Annotated in this window: 12 protein-coding genes; 8 read left to right on the top strand and 4 right to left on the bottom strand. The window is 68.2% G+C overall.

The features are described from left to right. The 6 genes from F3J18_RS28285 to F3J18_RS28260 form a co-directional block, all read left to right on the top strand. On the top strand, window positions 1-476 hold a 476-nt coding region (locus tag F3J18_RS28285), incomplete at its 5' end, for a helix-turn-helix domain-containing protein (RefSeq protein WP_275691839.1). A gap of 148 nt (window positions 477-624) precedes the next feature. Then, complete coding sequence (locus F3J18_RS28280; RefSeq protein ID WP_166915455.1) at window positions 625-921, top strand: DUF4148 domain-containing protein; 297 nt, start codon at window positions 625-627, stop codon at window positions 919-921. Between the two features lie 86 nt (window positions 922-1,007). Beyond that, a complete protein-coding gene (gene ahpC / locus F3J18_RS28275; protein ID WP_025101491.1) occupies window positions 1,008-1,571 on the top strand; it encodes an alkyl hydroperoxide reductase subunit C in 564 nt (187 codons plus the stop codon). Between the two features lie 106 nt (window positions 1,572-1,677). After that, on the top strand, window positions 1,678-3,276 hold the full coding sequence (gene ahpF / locus F3J18_RS28270) for an alkyl hydroperoxide reductase subunit F (RefSeq protein WP_166915453.1): 1,599 nt from the start codon (window positions 1,678-1,680) through the stop codon (window positions 3,274-3,276). 538 nt (window positions 3,277-3,814) lie between these two features. Next, a complete protein-coding gene (locus tag F3J18_RS28265; RefSeq protein ID WP_166915451.1) occupies window positions 3,815-6,007 on the top strand; it encodes a S46 family peptidase in 2,193 nt (730 codons plus the stop codon). Window positions 6,008-6,395: 388 nt separating this feature from the next. Then, window positions 6,396-8,615, top strand: a complete 2,220-nt coding sequence (locus tag F3J18_RS28260) for a TonB-dependent siderophore receptor (protein ID WP_166915449.1) — start codon at window positions 6,396-6,398, stop codon at window positions 8,613-8,615. A 212-nt stretch (window positions 8,616-8,827) separates the two neighbouring features. Here the strand turns inward: F3J18_RS28260 and F3J18_RS28255 are convergent, their stop codons facing one another. From F3J18_RS28255 to F3J18_RS28245, 3 genes are all read right to left on the bottom strand, one after another. Further along, window positions 8,828-11,725 (bottom strand): EAL domain-containing protein, encoded by a 2,898-nt coding sequence (locus F3J18_RS28255; protein WP_345891776.1) that lies wholly within the window; start codon window positions 11,723-11,725, stop codon window positions 8,828-8,830. A 244-nt stretch (window positions 11,726-11,969) separates the two neighbouring features. After that, window positions 11,970-12,566, bottom strand: coding sequence for a hypothetical protein (locus F3J18_RS28250; protein ID WP_230685946.1), 597 nt, complete (start codon window positions 12,564-12,566; stop codon window positions 11,970-11,972). A gap of 550 nt (window positions 12,567-13,116) precedes the next feature. After that, complete coding sequence (locus F3J18_RS28245) at window positions 13,117-13,965, bottom strand: ureidoglycolate lyase (protein WP_046574823.1); 849 nt, start codon at window positions 13,963-13,965, stop codon at window positions 13,117-13,119. Window positions 13,966-14,519: 554 nt separating this feature from the next. Between F3J18_RS28245 and F3J18_RS28240 the strand changes: the two genes are divergently transcribed. Both F3J18_RS28240 and F3J18_RS28235 read left to right on the top strand, forming a co-directional pair. Beyond that, on the top strand, window positions 14,520-15,344 hold the full coding sequence (locus F3J18_RS28240) for an IclR family transcriptional regulator (protein WP_166915443.1): 825 nt from the start codon (window positions 14,520-14,522) through the stop codon (window positions 15,342-15,344). A 157-nt stretch (window positions 15,345-15,501) separates the two neighbouring features. Next, window positions 15,502-16,053, top strand: a complete 552-nt coding sequence (locus F3J18_RS28235; protein ID WP_036055238.1) for a hypothetical protein — start codon at window positions 15,502-15,504, stop codon at window positions 16,051-16,053. A gap of 225 nt (window positions 16,054-16,278) precedes the next feature. Here F3J18_RS28235 and F3J18_RS28230 read toward each other — a convergent pair. Continuing rightward, the coding region (locus F3J18_RS28230; RefSeq protein ID WP_166915441.1) for a GNAT family N-acetyltransferase at window positions 16,279-17,609 on the bottom strand (1,331 nt) is incomplete at its 5' end.

The following is a 17,609-nucleotide window of genomic DNA, read 5'->3' as shown; positions in this document are numbered from 1 at the left end:
CGCGGCTGGCCGAGCGCGTGCGCGACGCCGCCGAGGCGGCCCGCGTGGTCGCGCCGGTGGTGGGCGTGCTGGCGCGCCATCGCTGGCCCGGCAACGTGCGCGAACTGCAGAACGTGATCGAGCGGATCGCCGTCGAACTGGTGGAAAGCGAGGGCGAGGCGCCGCTGTCGGTCGAGGTGTTGCGGGCAATCGCGCCGGAGCTGGGCATCGCGCGCGAAGGCGTGGCGGGAAGCGAGGCTGCGAACGTCGACGGAGACGGAAGCGGCGTTCCAGACGGCGCCGGCATGTCCGGCGCGGCCGCGGCAGCCACGCTGTCCGAGCGGCGACGCCGCGTCGAGCTCGACGAGATCCGCGCCGTGCTGGACGCCTGCGGCGGCGACCGCGAGCGCGCCTGCGCCGTGCTCGGCATCAGCAAGACCACGCTGTGGCGCAAGCTCGCCGCCACCGAGGGCAAACCCGGCCGGCGTCGCGGCTGAACCGGGGCCGGATCGGCGCGAGCGGGAGGGAGGGCCGGATCGAATAGGCAATGCCTATTGATCAGTTTTGAAATAAGTATTTCAACTATCCGCGGCAACTCTATAGCATTCACCTATCGATTTTTTACATCCATAGGTGAGTGCCCGTATGAAAACCTCTGCCCTGATCCTCGCTGCCGCCCTGTTCGCACCGGTCCTGGCCTCCGCCCAGACCAACCAGCCGCTCACCCGCGCCGAAGTCCGCGCCGAGCTGGCGGCACTCGTCAAGGTCGGCTACCACCCCGGCGCCGGCAACAACCCGCATTACCCCGACCAGATCCAGGAAGCCCAGGCGCGTCTGCACGCCGCCCAGGGCGATTCGGGTTACGGCGCCAACCCGGCCGTCGGCGTGGAAAGCGGCGTGAAGCTGCCCGCCGCCGCCGGCGATCTGTATCGCCATCGCTGATCGCGATGCCGGCCGGCGCCCGAGCGGGGCCGGCCGCCCCAGTCACTGATTCACACCTCATTCAACGATTCCCAAGGACCTATTCGATGCCGATCATCAACAGCCAGATCAAGCCCTTCAATGCAACCGCCTACCACAACGGCGCCTTCGTGCCGGTGACAGAGGAAAGCCTCAAGGGCAAGTGGTCGGTGGTGGTGTTCTACCCGGCGGACTTCACCTTCGTGTGCCCGACCGAGCTGGGCGACCTGGCCGACCGCTACGCCGAATTCCAGAAGCTGGGCGTGGAGATCTACGGTGTGTCGACCGATACGCACTTCACGCACAAGGCTTGGCACGAAGCCTCGGAAACCATCGCCAAGATCCAGTACCCGATGATCGGCGATCCGACCGCGCGCCTGGCACGCAACTTCGACGTGCTGATCGAGGAAGAAGGCATGGCGCTGCGCGGCACCTTCGTGATCAACCCGGAAGGCGAGATCAAGATCGCCGAGATCCACGACAACGGCATCGGCCGCGACGCCGGCGAGCTGCTGCGCAAGCTGCAGGCCGCGCAATACGTGGCGGCGCATCCGGGCGAGGTCTGCCCCGCCAAGTGGACGCCGGGCGCGGAAACGCTGACCCCGTCGCTGGACCTGATCGGCAAGATCTGAGGCCGCCCTCCAAGGCATAACGAACGATTCGATACGGCGCACGCAGGCGCCGTATCGAGCGCCCCGCGCCGGGGCACACGACAACCGACAAGACAAACCGAACATCATGCTCGAAGCCAATCTCAAGAACCAGTTGAAGTCGTACCTCGACAAGCTCACCCGCCCGATCGAACTCGTCGCCTCGCTCGACGACGGCGCGAAGTCGCAGGAGCTGATCGCGCTGCTGAAGGAGATCGGCGAGCTGTCGCCGCGCGTGGCCGTGATCGAACGCCGCGACGACGCCGAGCGCAAGCCCTCGTTCAGCATCGGCGAACCGGGCAAGGCTGCCGGGATCCGCTTTGCCGGCATCCCGATGGGCCATGAATTCACCTCGCTCGTGCTGGCGCTGCTGCAGGTCGGCGGCCACCCGCTCAAGCTCGACGAGGACACCATCGAACAGATTCGCAATCTCGACGGCGATTTTTCCTTCGAGACGTATTTCTCGCTGTCCTGCCAGAACTGCCCGGAAGTGGTCCAGGCGCTGAACGTGATGGCGCTGATCAACCCGCGCATCCGCCACGTGGCGATCGACGGCGCGCTGTTCCAGAACGAAGTCGAGGCACGCCAGATCATGGCGGTGCCGACCATGTTCCTGAACGGCGAAAGCTTCGGCCAGGGCCGCAGCAGCGTGAAGGAAATCCTCGCGAAGATCGACACGGGCGCCAGCGCTCGCGCCGCCGCCGCGATTGCCAACAAGGACGTGTTCGACGTGCTGGTGGTGGGCGGTGGCCCGGCCGGCGCGGCGGCCGCGATCTACTCGGCACGCAAGGGCATTCGCACCGGCGTGGTGGCGGAGCGCTTCGGCGGGCAGGTGCTCGATACCATGGCGATCGAGAACTTCATCTCCGTCCAGGAAACCGAAGGACCGAAGTTCGCCGCTGCGCTGGAGCAGCACGTCAAGCAATACGACGTCGACGTGATGGACGTGCAGCGCGCCGCGGCGCTGGTCCCGGGCAAGGTCAACGAGATCCACCTGGAAAACGGCGCGGTGCTGAAGGCCAAGACCATCGTGCTGTCGACCGGCGCGCGCTGGCGCGAGCTGAACGTGCCGGGTGAACGCGAGTATCGCAACAAGGGCGTGGCCTACTGCCCGCATTGCGACGGCCCGCTGTTCAAGGGCAAGCGCGTGGCCGTGGTGGGCGGCGGCAACTCGGGGGTCGAGGCCGCGATCGACCTGGCCGGCATCGTGCGCGAAGTCACGCTGATCGAGTTCGGCCAGACGCTGCGCGCCGACGAAGTGCTGCAACGCAAGCTGCGCAGCCTCCCGAACGTGACGGTGGTGACCAGCGCGCAAACCAAGGAGCTGACGGGCGACGGCCAGAAGCTGAACGGCCTGGTCTATCTCGAACGCGAGACGGGCGAGACCAAGCGCATCGACCTCGAAGGCGTGTTCGTGCAGATCGGCCTGGTGCCGAATACGGAATGGCTGAAAGGCACGATCGAGCTGTCGAAGCACGGCGAGATCGTGGTGGATGCACGCGGCGCGACGTCGATCCCCGGCGTGTTCGCGGCCGGCGACGTGACCACGGTGCCCTACAAGCAGATCGTGATCGCGGTCGGCGAAGGCGCGAAGGCTTCGTTGTCGGCCTTCGACTACCTGATCCGCCAGGACGTCGAGGCACCCGCGACGGCAGCGGCACCGGTACGCGAAGCCGTCGAAGCGTGACCGCGGTTCGCAAGCATCTCTAAGCCGGCCGCGGCCGGCTCCCTGCAATACGCGTTGTTGTTCAAGGCATCCCCTCCTCCCCTCGCCGTCATGCCCCCTCATGCGGCGAGGGATTTTTTTGCCTGTCTCACATAAAAGAACATTCCTTGTGGCTTCATTGATGACGAAATCAAGCGGCATTTTATAATCGACATTTCAATATCGGCATGCATGCCGATGCCAGGCAAAGTCGCTCGCCGGCTTGATATGAACAACGCGATACAAGCGCCGGAACGCCTTGCAATGCTGCTCGCACCTCACCCGTCACACCATTGCACGTCATCGCCAATTCATCGGGATCCGGAATTATTGCCAATACATTCATCACACAAAGAACATACTCAAGAAAATTCATTGGGCATTTTTATTTTCATTTCCCTACATCTTACAAAGATATAAAAATACCGCCTTCATTCCCCCCGGACTACAATCGCACGGCAGTCGCAATGCCGATTGAATAAAGCTGTCGATCACAGGCCGTCTCAATCCGAGGATCCGAATGCGTCTCAAACTGTTATGCACGGCGAGCGCGACGCTCGTCGCCGTCTCGTTGCTGGGCGGCGGCATCGCGCGCGCCGACGAAGGCATGTGGCAACCGTCCCAGTTGCCGTCCCTCGCTCCCCAACTCAAGCACCGCGGGCTCGCGCTCGATCCTCGGCAACTCGCCTCGCTGAAATCCTGGCCGCTCGATGCCGTGGTCGGGCTGGGTTTCTGCACCGCCTCGTTCGTCTCGCCGGACGGCCTGATCGTCACCAACCATCATTGCGGCTACGGCGCGCTGCAATACAACTCGACGCCCGAGAAGAACCTGATCGAGAACGGCTTCCTGGCCCGCGCCAAGGCCGACGAACTGCCCACCGCGCCCACCCAGCGCGTCTACGTGACCGAGCAGGTGACCGACGTGACCGATCGCATCGAGGCGGCGGTTCCGCCCGGCAGCGACGGTTATGCGCGCTACGTCGCGATCGATCGCGAGAAGGACCGCCTGGTGCGCGAATGCACCACGCCGGGCTATCACTGCCAGGTGCAGACCTTCAGCGGCGGCTACGACTACCAGCTCGTGCGCCAGAAGGAATTGCGCGACGTGCGGCTCGTCTACGCCCCGCCCGAGTCGATCGGCAAGTACGGCGGCGACATCGACAACTGGATGTGGCCGCGCCACACCGGCGACTTCAGCTTCCTGCGCGCCTACGTGGCACGCGACGGCAGCAGCGCGACCTACGCGAAGGACAACGTGCCCTATCGCCCCAAGCACTGGCTGAGCGTGAATCCGCAAGGCGTGAAGGCCGGCGATTTCGTGATGGTGGCCGGCTACCCCGGCCGCACCAATCGCCACCTGCTGCCCGACGAACTGCGCAGCGCGATCGACTGGCAGTATCCGACGCTGATCCGCGCGCTCGGCGACATGAACCGCATCATCGACACGGCCGGCAAGCAGCGGCCGGCGGTGGAGGTGGCCTATGCCGACCAGGTGGCCGGCTTCAACAATTCGATCAAGTTCTACCAGGGCAATCGCGACGAGCTGGCCAACGGCGATGCGCTGTCGACGCGCCGCGAGCAGGAGGCCGCGCTGCACCGCTGGCTCGCCGCGCAACCGGCCGGCGGCAAGCTCGACGCCCCCGCGCGGCTGGCCGACGTCGAGCGGCTGAACCGCCTGGTCGACGCGCGCATGGCCACGCGCGAGCGCGACCTGATCCTGCACCTGCTGCAGCAGACGCAGATGTACCGCGCCTCGTACCGGATCGTGCGGCTCGCCGACGAAAAGCAGAAGCCCGATGCCGAACGCGAGGACGGCTTCCGCCAGCGCGACGAGATCGACCTGCTCGGCCAGCAGAAGAGCATCGACCGCCGCTACGATCCGGCCGTCGACCGGCAGTTGCTGGTCTATGTGCTGCAGCGCTACGCGAAGCTGCCGGCCGACCAGCACATCGGCGCGCTCGATCGCTGGCTGGGCGGCGCGAACGACGCCGCGGCGCTTGCCGCGAAGGTCGACGCGCTCTACGCGGGCAGCCGGCTGACCGACCAGGCGACCCGCGTCGCGCTGATGTCGGCCACGCCTGCCGAACTCGCGGCGAGCCACGATAGCTGGATCGCGCTGACGCGCGCGCTGATGCCGGACCTGCTGGCCATCGAGCACGCGGACAAGGCCCAGGACGGCGACGAGGCCGCCGCGCGAGCCGGCTACATGAAGGCCCTGACCGCCTACAGCGAGGCGCGCGGCCTGCCCGTCTACCACGACGCGAACCTGTCGCTGCGCGTGAGCTTCGGCACCGTGCAGGGCTACCGGCCGCGCGACGCGGTCGAGTACCTGCCGTTCACCACCACCGACGGCATCGTGCAGAAGAACACCGGCGTCGCGCCCTTCAACGCACCGGCCGCCGAACTCGCGGCGATCCGCGCGCATGCCTTCGACGGCTTCGCCGGCCCCGGCGCCGGCGCGCTGCCCGTGAACTTCCTCGCCGATCTCGACATCGCCGGCGGCAATTCGGGCTCGCCCACGCTGGACCGCGACGGCAAGCTGGTCGGGCTGGTCTTCGACGGCGCCTGGGAAGGCGTCAGCGCGGGCTGGCTGTTCGATCCCGCCGTCACGCGCTCGATCCATGTCGACGTGCGCTACATGCTGTGGGTGATGCACCACCTCGACCACGCCGACAACCTGCTGCGCGAAATGAACGTCGCCGTGCCGGACTGAGGGCCGGCCGCGATGCGCCTACGTTGCGCATCGCGGAATTCGTCATCCAACCCCATCAAATGGCGGCAGGGATCGTCGGTCCCGGCGATCCCTGCCGCCATCCAGCCCGCGCCCTGGCCGTTCGCCGTCGAGCCCTTCGCCACGGGCCTTGCGCCCTCGCCCCGCCTGCCGCGCGCCACCCCGAAACCTCGCCCCTGTTGTTACAGATAGACATGAGAATTACTTTCGAGATGACAATGATTCGCATTTAATTTATAGTCGCGTCTTCATAAAAAACGCCGTCCCGCCTTCGTCCGACTCGCAGGACCGATTGACGGAACGGCCGGCCCGCCCGGATTCCGAATGACGCCCTGGGACGGAGTTTTCTTCAATCCGTTTAGTGCGTCCTATGTCAAGCTTCCAAACGCCGTCCTGGCCCCTTTCGCCGATTTCCTGGGGCTGCCTCGCGCTCGCCGCCGCCTGCGCCTTTCCCGCCGTCGCCATCGCCCAGAGCGCGCCGTCCTCGTCCGATACGAGCACGGCCGGCAGCGCGGCAGCGCGTCCCGCCGCGGCACTACCGACCATCGCCGTGAAGGGCAAGGTCGAGGAGCTGCCGGGCGATCTCTCGCCGACCTTCGGCGGCGGCCAGGTGGCGCGCGGCGCCGACTACGGCGTGCTGGGCAAGCAGCGCAACATCGACGTGCCGTTCAGCATGACGACCTATACCTCGAAGCTGATCGAGGACCAGCAGGCCCGCACGCTGGCCGACGTGCTCGACAACGATCCGGCCGTGCGCAGCGCGTTCGGCTACGGCAACTTCTCGCAGGTGTTCATCATCCGCGGCTTCCAGCTCAACGGCGACGATGTCTCGCTGAACGGCCTGTACGGCGTCACGCCGCGCCAGTTGGTGGCCACCGACGCGGTCGAGCGGATCGACGTGCTGAAGGGCGCCAACGCGTTCCTGAGCGGCGCCTCGCCGACCGGCAGCGCGGTGGGCGGCGGCGTCAACATCCAGCTGAAGCGCGCCGACGACAAGCCGCTCACGCGCGTGACGCTCGACGGCAGCACCGGCGGCCAGGTGGGCGAGCACATCGACATCGGCCGGCGCTTCGGCAGCGAAGGCCAGTTCGGCATCCGCGTGAACCAGGCGACCAGCGGCGGCTCGACCGACATCGACGACGCGCATCACCGCGCCACCACCCAGGCGCTCGCGCTCGACTACCGCGGCGACAAGCTGCGCCTCTACGCCGACTTCCTGCACCAGCGCGAGCGCGACGACCAGGGCCGCTCGGTGGTCTACGTGAACGGCACGGGCGCGATTCCCGCGCCGCCCTCGGCCACCCACAACTACGCCCAACCCTGGGCCTACAGCGACCTGGAGGACACGGTCGGCCAGCTGCGCGCCGAATACGACTTCTTCCCGGGCTGGACCGCCTACGTGGCGGGCGGCGCGCGTCATACCGACGAGAACGGCCAGTACGCATCGCCGACCGTCAACACCTCGACCGGCGCCGTCACCGCCTCGCGCCTGGGCGTGCCGCACAAGGAAGACGCGCAATCGGCCGAGGCCGGCGTGCGCGGCCGCTTCACGACCGGCCCGGTATCGCACATGGTGGCGGTCGGCGCGGCCTACACGCGCCTGAACAGCCAGTCGGCCTACACGCTGTCGGGCAGCTTCCCGACCACGCTCGACAATCCGCAGGCGGTGCCGTTCCCGGCCACCAAGTACCAGGGCGGCGACCTGTCCGATCCCGGCACGGTGGCGATGACCTGGACGCGCAGCGTGGCGGTGTCGGACACGCTCGGCCTGCTCAACGATCGCGTGCTGTTCACCATCGGCGCGCGCCGCCAGTCGATCGCGGTGACCAACTACGGCTACACCGGCGCGGTCAGCAGCGTCTACGACCAGTCGGTCACCACGCCGGTGTTCGGCCTGGTGTTCAAGGCGACCAACAACTGGGCGTTCTACGCGAACCGCACCGAAGCGCTCACGCAGGGCGAGACGGCGCCGACCACCGCGCGCAACCTCGGCGAGGTGCTCGCCCCGTACCGCTCGAAGCAATATGAAGTGGGCACCAAGTACGATGCCGGCGGCTTCGGCGCCGCGCTCGCGCTGTTCCAGATCGAGAAGCCGATGGCCTACACCGATCCGAACACGCTGATCTTCGCGGCCAACGGCATGCAGCGTCATCGCGGCGTGGAAGCCTCGATCAACGGCGAACCGGTCAAGGGCCTGCGCCTGATCGCCGGCGCCAGCTATATCGACGCGCAACTGGAAGACACCGCGGGCGGCGCGAGCGACGGCAACCGCCCGATCGGCGTGCCGAAGTTCACCTTCACCGCGAATGCCGAATACGACCTGCCGATGCTGCAGGGCGCGACGCTGACGGCGCGCTGGATCCACACCAGCTCGCAGTACCTGGATGTCGCCAACAAGCTGTCGATCCCGTCGTGGAACCGCTTCGACATCGGCGCGCGCTACAAGACCGAGCTGTTCAAGAAGGAAACCACCTTCCGCGTGATGGTCCGCAACGTCGCCAACAAGTCGTACTGGGCCTCGACCATCGGCGGTTACCTGAGCCAGGGCGAGCCGCGCTCGATCTGGCTGTCGATGACCACCGACTTCTGATCGCCGTGTCGTGACGGGGCCGCGCTCGCGGCTCCTGTCGAAGCGATTCCGTGGTTCCCGCCTTGCCGGCGCGACCGGCCGCGCCCGCCACGGGCCGCGGCCCGGTGCGCCGCCCGCTTGCGGCGCGCGCCGGCCCGGTTCGCGGGTCTCCTCCTCTCCCCGCTGCCGGCCGGCGCCGCGCGCCGCTCATCCCGTTCCCGCCCGCCGCTTCCTCAGCCCCGATCGCCCGTGCGCGTGGCGTCGTTCGCTTCGCCGCTCGCTTCCTCGCCTGCCTCGGCACCGGCCGGCGCCGGCTCGGCCAGCACGCGCCGGATCGAGTCGAGCAGCACCAGGTCGAGGCAGGAATCGGCGGCCAGGATCCGCTCCGGCATCACCGGCCGGCCGACCGCGTAACCCTGCACGTAGTCGACGCCGATCGCGCGCAGCGCCTCGAAGGTGCGCAGGTCCTCGACCCACTCGGCGATGGTGCGCATGCCGAGGTTGCGGGCCAGGTTGACCATCGACTCGACGATCGCGATATCGGCCGGGTGCTCGCACATGGTCTTGACGAACTCGCCGTCGATCTTCAGCGCGTCGGCCGACAGCGCCTTCAGGTACTTGAACGAGGTGTGGCCCGCGCCGAAATCGTCGAGCGCGATGCGGATCCCCATGTCGTGGGCCCGCGCGATGAAGTGCTGGCTGGTCTTCAGGTCGTGCAGCGCGACCGTCTCGGTGATCTCCAGGCACAGGTAATGGACGATCGAGGCATGCGCCTCCAGCCGCCGGAACAGCTCGGCGACGATGCGCTCGTCGTTGAGCGAGGCGCCGCTCAGGTTCACGCAGACGAAGCGCGTCTTCGTCAGCGCGGCCTGGTTGCGCTCGATCCACTCCAGCACCATCGACAGCACCCACAGATCGATCGCGCCGATGGTGCCCGAGCGCTCGAAGGCGTCGATGAAGTCGACCGCGCTGAGGATCGTGCCGTCGTCGCGCCGCAAGCGCAGCAGCACCTCGAAATCGAGCGACTCGGCCGCGTTCGTGACCGACATGATCGGCTGCATCGCCAGCACCAGGCCCTCGGGAATCGCATCCTCGCTGAGCGTGCCGATCAGCGCGATGTCGCGCGTGCGCCGCTCCAGGTCGAACGCGTCGCTGCGATAGACCACCACCTTGCCGTTGCCGTCGCGCTTGGATTCGCGGCAGGCCTGGTCGGCGTGCGCGACGATGTCCTGCACCGACATGTTCGGCAGGCACTCGACCACGCCGATCGAGGCCCGCACGCGGAACGCGCGGCTGCCGATCGGATAGGGCAGCGCGCTGACCGCGTGCTCCAGGCGCCGGCACAGCGCGGCGGCCTCGTCCACGTCCATCTCGGCGAACACGCAGACGAATTCGTCGCCGCCGATCCGGCCGATGGTGCCGCGCCCTTCCAGGCTCGCCGTCATGCGCACCACCAGTTGGCGCAGCACCTCGTCGCCGGCCGCGTGGCCGAACATGTCGTTGATCAGCTTGAAGCGGTCGAGGTCGACATAGGCCACCGACCATGACGGCCGCGTGCTGGTCAGCCCCTCCAGCACGCGCTCGATGCCGCGCCGGTTCAGCGCGCCGGTCAGCGAATCGTGCTCGGCCAGGAAGTGCAGCCGCGCGACCGCCTCGGCGCGCTCGGTCACCTCCTCGAGCGAGCCCTCGTAGGCGTTCTCGGAGAAGATCGCGCGCAGCGAATAACGGCGCCGGGCGGTGCCCGCGTCGGGCGAGCCGTTGATCTCGATGGCGCTTTCGCCGCCGCGCAGCGCCAGGTCGCGCAGGCGGATCCAGGAGCCCTCGTCGAAGAAGTCGGTCCAGTGGCGGCTGCGGTAGCTGTCGCGATCGAGCCCGAGCATCGCCAGCAGCGCCGGGTTGGCGCGCGTGAAGCGGCCCTCGCTGTCGAGCGTGAAGAGCCCCATCGGCGTGAGGTCGTAGGTGGTGCGCAGCTCGGTTTCGGACTTGTGGCGCTGGGCGCGATCGGCGCGCATCTGCTCGGCGATCGCGAAGGCCGCCATCATGCTCGAGACCAGCGCCGTGACCACCGGGTTCAGGCCGCCGAACAGCATGCGCGTGCCGAGCGCGGCGGCGAACACCTCGGAGAGGATCGCGAACAGCACGAAGGACAGCGAGGCCACGTACCAGATCACGGTGCGCGAGCGCGCCCGCAGCAGCAGCGTGCCGAGCAGGTAGAGCAGCAGCAGCATGCCGGCGCCGGCCAGCACCCAGAGCGCCGGCACGAACTGGCGGTAGGGCAGCACCAGCGACAGCAGCAGCAACAGCAGGCCGCCGAGCTGCACGGTCTTGAGCAGCCATTGCAGCGAGACCCGCGCGATCTCGCGGCGGAACAGCCGGCCGAACAGCGAGACCGTGACGATGTAGTAGATCGCGAAGCTCAGTTGCCGGACCAGGTCGATCCAGGCCGGCGACAGGGTATGGCCGAGCCAGGCGTTGTCGAAGCCGAGCGCGTTGGCCGCCAGGCGCTGGTTGCCGACCAGCCAGACCGAGAACACCACGTAGGTCCACTCGCGGTTGATCATCGCGGTCACGAAGATGAAGATCGCCAGCGTCAACAGCCCGCCCCCGATCAGCGAGGCATTGCGCTCGAACTGCAGCCGCGCCGCCGTCAGCGCGCGGCCCGTCAGGCGGCTGGCCGTCACGTAGGCGGGGCCGCTGTAGAGGCCCCGGCAGAGGATCGGCGCGCCCGCGGCGGGCGTCTCCAGGCGCAGCGCGAAACCGGCCGCGGCCAGTTGCATCGCGCCTTGCGGGCCGACGCGATCGGCCGCGCCGAGCGGCGCCAGCGTGCCGGCGTTCCAGCACGACAGCGATTTCGCGTGGCGCGACGCGAAGGCCAGGTAGTCGCGTGAATCGGCAGCCGGATTCACCGGCTGCGCGTCGAGCAGGATCCACACCGGGTGCTCGGACAGGTGCGTGCCGAAGCGCCCCGTCACGGGCGCCTCGCGCAGCGCGCGCAGGGCCTCGGCCGGCGAGGCACGGCCGCTGCCGTCGATGAAGGCGTGGAAATCGAGGGGAGTGGTCTCGATCGAGACATCGCCCGATGGCGATATCGTAAAGAACAGCGCGGTCGATATCGCCAGGATCGCGGGCACGAGATAGATCGAAAAGACATCGAACCAGCGGTCGAATGAGCGCCCGCCCGCCAGCTGTCCGAATCCTGATGCCCAAGCCGACAGCCGCATGTCTGTCATCCCCCGTTTGTCGCTTGCCAAAACGCATTCGATTCTAATCGGCCTTCATGCGCCGTGCTGTTATTAATTCTCATCAAGAAAGAATCGGAATCCATAGATGCTCCCGGCTGGGCAGTCGGGAGCATCGCGCCGCCCGAGCCGCCTCTCAGGCTTCGGGCACGCTCACGTCGATGTCGGGATGATGCGTGTCGAACACATAGCCGTACAGCGGGTGCCGCACCTCGGCCCAGCGCCGGCGCGCCGCGTCGACCCGCTTGGCGAGCACACGATGCGGCATGCCGCCGACATGCGCCATCGGGAAGAACTCGGGCCTGCCATGCACATCCTCGAACAGCATCGCCTGGTATTCGCGATCGAGCGGCGCGCGCGCCGTGATCACCATCCAGTCGATCGCGGCCGAGCGGCAATGGAGGAACAGCGCCTTGCAGAGCGCGACCTTGACGGCGCGGCCGATCATGCCGCCGCGCACCGCGAGCCGGGTCGCCTCGGCCAGCCGGCAGCCGTCCAGCCAGTCGGGCAGCGCCACCGAGCTTTCCAGCGGCAGCGGGCCGTGCCGGTTGGTCTGGATCCGCATGGTGCCGATCGCCTCGCGATCGAGCCGCGATTCGGCCAGCAGCAGCACCGTGTCGTCGCGCCGGTCGCCGGCCTCGATCGTCATGCCGGCCGCGAATTCGGGCGTGTGCCGGCCATAGGCCGCGCGGCGCATCGCCAGCACGCGTTCGAGGTCGGCCTCGTCGCGCACCGCGCGGATCGTGAACGGCAGTCGCTCGCTGCGAAGCGGTGCATCGTCGGCAATGGGAACGATCGGGGCAGGAAGTGGTATTTGAAGCGGTATTTGAAGCGATGCCTGAAGCGGCGCCTCGACGGCGAGAAGGGAGGGGGAAACGCGGTCCATGGTCAACTCCGTGGCGAATCATCGGGAATGACATCGCGAGAGATGCCCGCCTGTCGGGTCAACCGCGACGCGCGTCGAGATTCGCAGGAGTTCCGCAGCGAAATGTCACGAAAGCCTGGCCGGATTTCGCGCCCTTTTTTGTTCGATGGGGAGATGAAAATGGTGTCGAGATCGAACCGCGCCTCGACGCGATGACTGCCGCGCCCTTGGCGGTCGATTCGTGGATTTCAGGGGGGATATCGTGCTCGCCCACCTGACCGCATTGAGGAGGAGTCCTGCTCGATTGCAGCGGCGCGGCGCAGTCTGGACCTGGCGGATCGCCCGCGTCGCCGGATCCGATATCGGGGCCGCGACGCGGCCCGATATCGAAACCCGCTGGCGCGAGCGAGCGCGGAACTCAGTCGGCCGCGCGCGTGAGCTGGCGCTGCTCGCCGAGGCCGTCGATGCCCAGGCGCACGGTCTGGCCCGGCTTCAGGTAGACCGGCGCGGGCTTCACGCCCATGCCGACGCCGGGGGGCGTGCCGGTCGAGATCACGTCGCCCGGCTGCAGGCTCATGCAACGCGACAGATAGGCGATCACCTCGGCCACGCCGAAGATCATGGTGCGCGTGCTGCCGTCCTGGTAGCGATGGCCGTCGACCTCGAGCCACAGCGAGAGCTGCTGCGGATCGGGCACCTCGTCGCGCGTGACCAGCCAGGGGCCGATCGGGCCAAAGCTGTCGAAACCCTTGCCCTTGTCCCACTGGCCGCCGCGCTCGATCTGCCATTCGCGCTCGGACACGTCGTTGATCACGCAGTAGCCCGCCACGTAGTCGAGCGCATCGGCTTCGTCGACGTTCTTGCAGGGCCGCCCGATCACCACGCCCAGCTCGACCTCCCAGTCGGTCTTGAGCGAGTCGCGCGGGATCTCGATGCCGTCGTTCGGGCCGCACACGGCGCTGGTCCACTTGGCGAACACCACCGGCTCGCTCGGCACCGGCAGCCCCGATTCGGCGGCGTGATCGGCGTAGTTCAGGCCGATGCAGACGAACTTGCCGATCTGCCCGACGCAGGCGCCGATGCGCGGCTCGCCCGGCACCAGCGGCAGCGAGGCCGGATCGAGCGCGCGCAGGCGCGCCAGCGCGGCATCCGAGAGCGCCTCGCCGGCCAGGTCGGGGATCACCGCCGACAGGTCGCGAATCCGGCCCCCGGCATCGAGCAGGCCGGGCTTTTCCTGGCCCACCGGGCCGTAACGCAGCAGTTTCATGACGAACTTCCTCTGGTTGGATCACATGGACGAAATCGGCGCGGGACGATTGTGCCTGCGCGGCGGCCGGCTTGCCTCGCGGCGGCGATGGCGCCGGTCCCGGCCCGGTTGGCGATTTTTATCATCTGCGTGCGACGCCGGAATGATGGCTCACGGATACCCACTATTGCAGCGGCCGCCGAGGGCCCCGCCCCGGGACCGGTTTCCTCCGCCGGGGCCGCATCGTATGTTGTCAAACGACAACAGTTGCCGCCGAACCGGCTCCCGATCGGCCGCCACGCGCCGAACTGCCTGAAACGGCAAGGAAATCCGCCCCGCTCCCCGGGGCCGTGGCCAGGCCTCCGCGCACGTAAACATGCTTACTGTTCATTTCTTAACGTTTACTTTCCGGAAATAAACGGATCAACTGATGCACTTACCATCGTGCGATCGCACGATGGGAGCACGACAGGCCCAGTGCCGGGCGCCTGCGTGCCGATCCGCCCCTCGTAGCCACAACCGGGCGCAAGCCGTCCTCGGGACGCGGGCGCCCGACCATGCAACCACCACTCACGATGCCGACCACATCTGCCGCTCTCGCGAACCCCGCCACCTCCCCGTGCTCGCCCGAGGAAGTCGAGCGCTATCGCGCACCGGCGCTCGACAAGGGACTCGATATCCTCGAACTGCTCGCGCAACGCAAGGAAGGCCTGACCCGCACCGAGATCACCAAGCAGCTCGGCCGCAACGCCAGCGAGATCTACCGCATGCTCGAACGCCTGGTGGCGCGCCAATACGTGACGCGCTCCTCGTCCGGCGACCGCTACACGCTGAGCCTCAAGCTGTTCGCGCTGGCCCACCGCCATCCGCCGATGAACCGGCTGATCGACGAGGCGCTGCCGCCGATGCAGCGCTTCGCCGACACGGCCGGGCAATCCTGCCACCTGACCGTCCACGACCGCGGCGGCCTGCTGGTGATCGCCCAGGTCGACGACCCGGGCGCCTGGGGCATCACGGTGCGGCTCGGCTCGCGCGTCGGGCTCACCGATACCGCCTCGGGGCAATTGATGCTGGCGTTCCAGACGCCGGGCCAGCGCGAGCACATGCTCGGCGAGCACGCGAAACTCGCCGACGCGAACGGCCTCGACGAAGCCGCCTTCGAGGCGGCCGCCATCGGCGCGCGGCAGCAGGGTTGCCTGCGCCAGGCGTCTCGCCGGGCCGTGGGTGTTACCGATATCGCTTTTCCGGTGCTCGGGCCTTCGGGGCAGGCCATCGCGGTGCTGACCTGCCCTTACGTGCAGCGCATCGACACGCGCTGCGCGCCGACGCTCGACGAAGCCACCGAGCTGCTGCGGCGGACCACCGAGGGCCTGTCGATGGCCAGCCTGGAGGCGGCCTGAACGCCGGCCATGGCGCGCCACGAGCGAGGCGACGGCGGGTGCCGGACGCGTCACGCGAACGGCACCGCGGCACGCGCGCTGGATCGCATCGGCGCGCGACGCTAAAATAGCGGCCCTTTCGCAAACCGACGCCCGTCGATCCGGCGGCGCGCGCACGATGACCCTCATGGCCAAACTTCTGACCGATATCGAATTCCAGCGTTTTTCCGAACTTCAGCAGAAGCAGGCAAGCTTCACGATCACGCCCGAGGAGGCGGACGAGCTGCGCGACATCGTCGCGCGCGCCCAGAAGAAACGAGACGATCGCGCCGCCGCGATGCAGGCGATCGAAGCCTACATCGAGCAGTTCGACATCTCGCCCGACGAGCTGTTCTCGCCCGAGCAGATCGGCGACGCGGCGCGCACCTACGGCCTGATCTCGGCCAGCAAGAAGGAGCGCGTGCTGCCGCCCTCGATCACCTTCAACGGCAAGCCCTACCAGTGGACCAAGACGCTGCCCGACGAGGTTCGCGGCGCGCTGTTCGAGGCCTTCACGGCCGGCGAATCGGTCAAGCGCTTCATCGCGATGCCGAAGGACGTGGCGCGTTGCGCGCTGACGATCGCGCGGCTCGAGCGCGAAACCGGCGCCGTCTACGCGGAGGCGCTGCTCGAGGAACTGGCGCTGTCGCGCCCGCTGATCGACGACGCCTCGAACAAGCTCGCGGCCTGATTCACAGCCTGAATCTCCGCTTGAAAGCAGACAGGGCCGCCGGCGTCATCAACGCCGACGGCCCTGCATCTTGCGATTCGCTTGCTACGCGGCGGCAGCGCCGATCGATCTCGCCGCCTTCCCCGCCGCCCCCGTAAAACCTCACCTCCGCTCCCGCATCGGCTCACCTGTCGCCTCGCTGCGCGACGGCAAACCCGCGCGCGCGACACGCCGCATCAACCGCGATCAATCCCGCAGCTTCAAGCGGAACGCGACCACGCCCGGCTCCTCGCCCGCGCTCACCGCGAAGCCCGAGGCACGCGCCAGGCCGATCATCGCGCCGTTCTCGCGCAAGGCCTCGCCGATCAGCCAGTGCGTGCCGCGCGAGCGCGCGTAGTCGATGATCTGCCCCATCAGCAGCCGCCCCAGCCCGCTGCCCTTCTGGTCGGGGCGGATCGCGATCGCGAACTCCGCGGTTTCGTTGTCCGGGTCGGCCACCGCGCGCACCACGCCCAGCGTCTGCCGCTGCCCGTCGTCATCGTCGGCGGTGGCGATCAGCGCCATCTCGCGGTCGTAGTCGATCTGCGTCATGCGCGCGACCTGCGAGTGATCGAAGCTGCGGATCGAGCCGAAGAAGCGCATGCGCAGATCGTCGGGCGTCATCGCGCCGAGCAGCGCCGTGTGCGCGGCCTCGTCCTCGGGACGGATCGGCCGCACCGTCATGGTCCGGCCGCGCCATGCGAGCTGCTGCTCCAGGCGGCGCGGATACGGCATGATCGCGAGCCGTCCGCGCCCCGTCGCGAAACGCAGCCGCGCGTCGCGGATCGTCACGTGCCGGGGCAGCACCCGCAGCACCAGCGACAGGGCCACCAGCTCGCGCACCTCGCAGACCGCCTGCGACAGCGCCATCAGCGCCTCGAGCAGCGGCTCGGGCTCGGCGCGACGCGAATAGGGCGAGCGGCGCACCACGGCACGCGCCAGCACCGTGTTGAAAGGCGGCAGCCCATAGACCACCAGCGGCGCCGACACACCGTCCGCCGCCGGCACCGAGTAACGGAATACCGGGCCGAAGTTCTGGTCGTCATGCATCTCGACCGTCACCTCGACGATGATGTCGCGCGCATCCGCGTCGGTCTGCACGCCCTGCAGCCCGAAATGCGCGAGCCAGGCGGCGGCCTGCGCGCCGTCGAGTTCGGCCGGGCCCCGCGCGAGCACCGTGCGCGCTGCCTCCTGCGCTTCCACCACCGAGGGCGGCGGCTCGGGCGGCGAACCCTCGGGCGTCTGCATCAGCAGCTCGCGACCGAGCCGGTAGTCGACCAGCCGCGCGTAGGCGCGTGCCAGCCGCTGCGGCGTGGTGTGCACGGGGATGCCGTGCGCGTGCAGCGCATCGCGCGTGGCCGCGTCGACGCCGCCGAAGAAGCAGGCGACGATGCCGCGCGAGGCGCTGCGCTGCGCCTCGATCAGCTCGCGCGCCACGGCCTCGACGGGCGCGTTGTGCGAGGTGGCATGCACCACGAACAGCGTGCCCGCCGCGCCGTGTGCGCCGAGCGCTCGCACCGCGGCACCGAACGCCTCGG

The organism is Burkholderia sp. Ax-1720, from assembly GCF_011753035.1.
Lineage (GTDB): Bacteria > Pseudomonadota > Gammaproteobacteria > Burkholderiales > Burkholderiaceae > Burkholderia > Burkholderia gladioli.
This window is presented reverse-complemented; position numbering and strand designations above follow the sequence as displayed.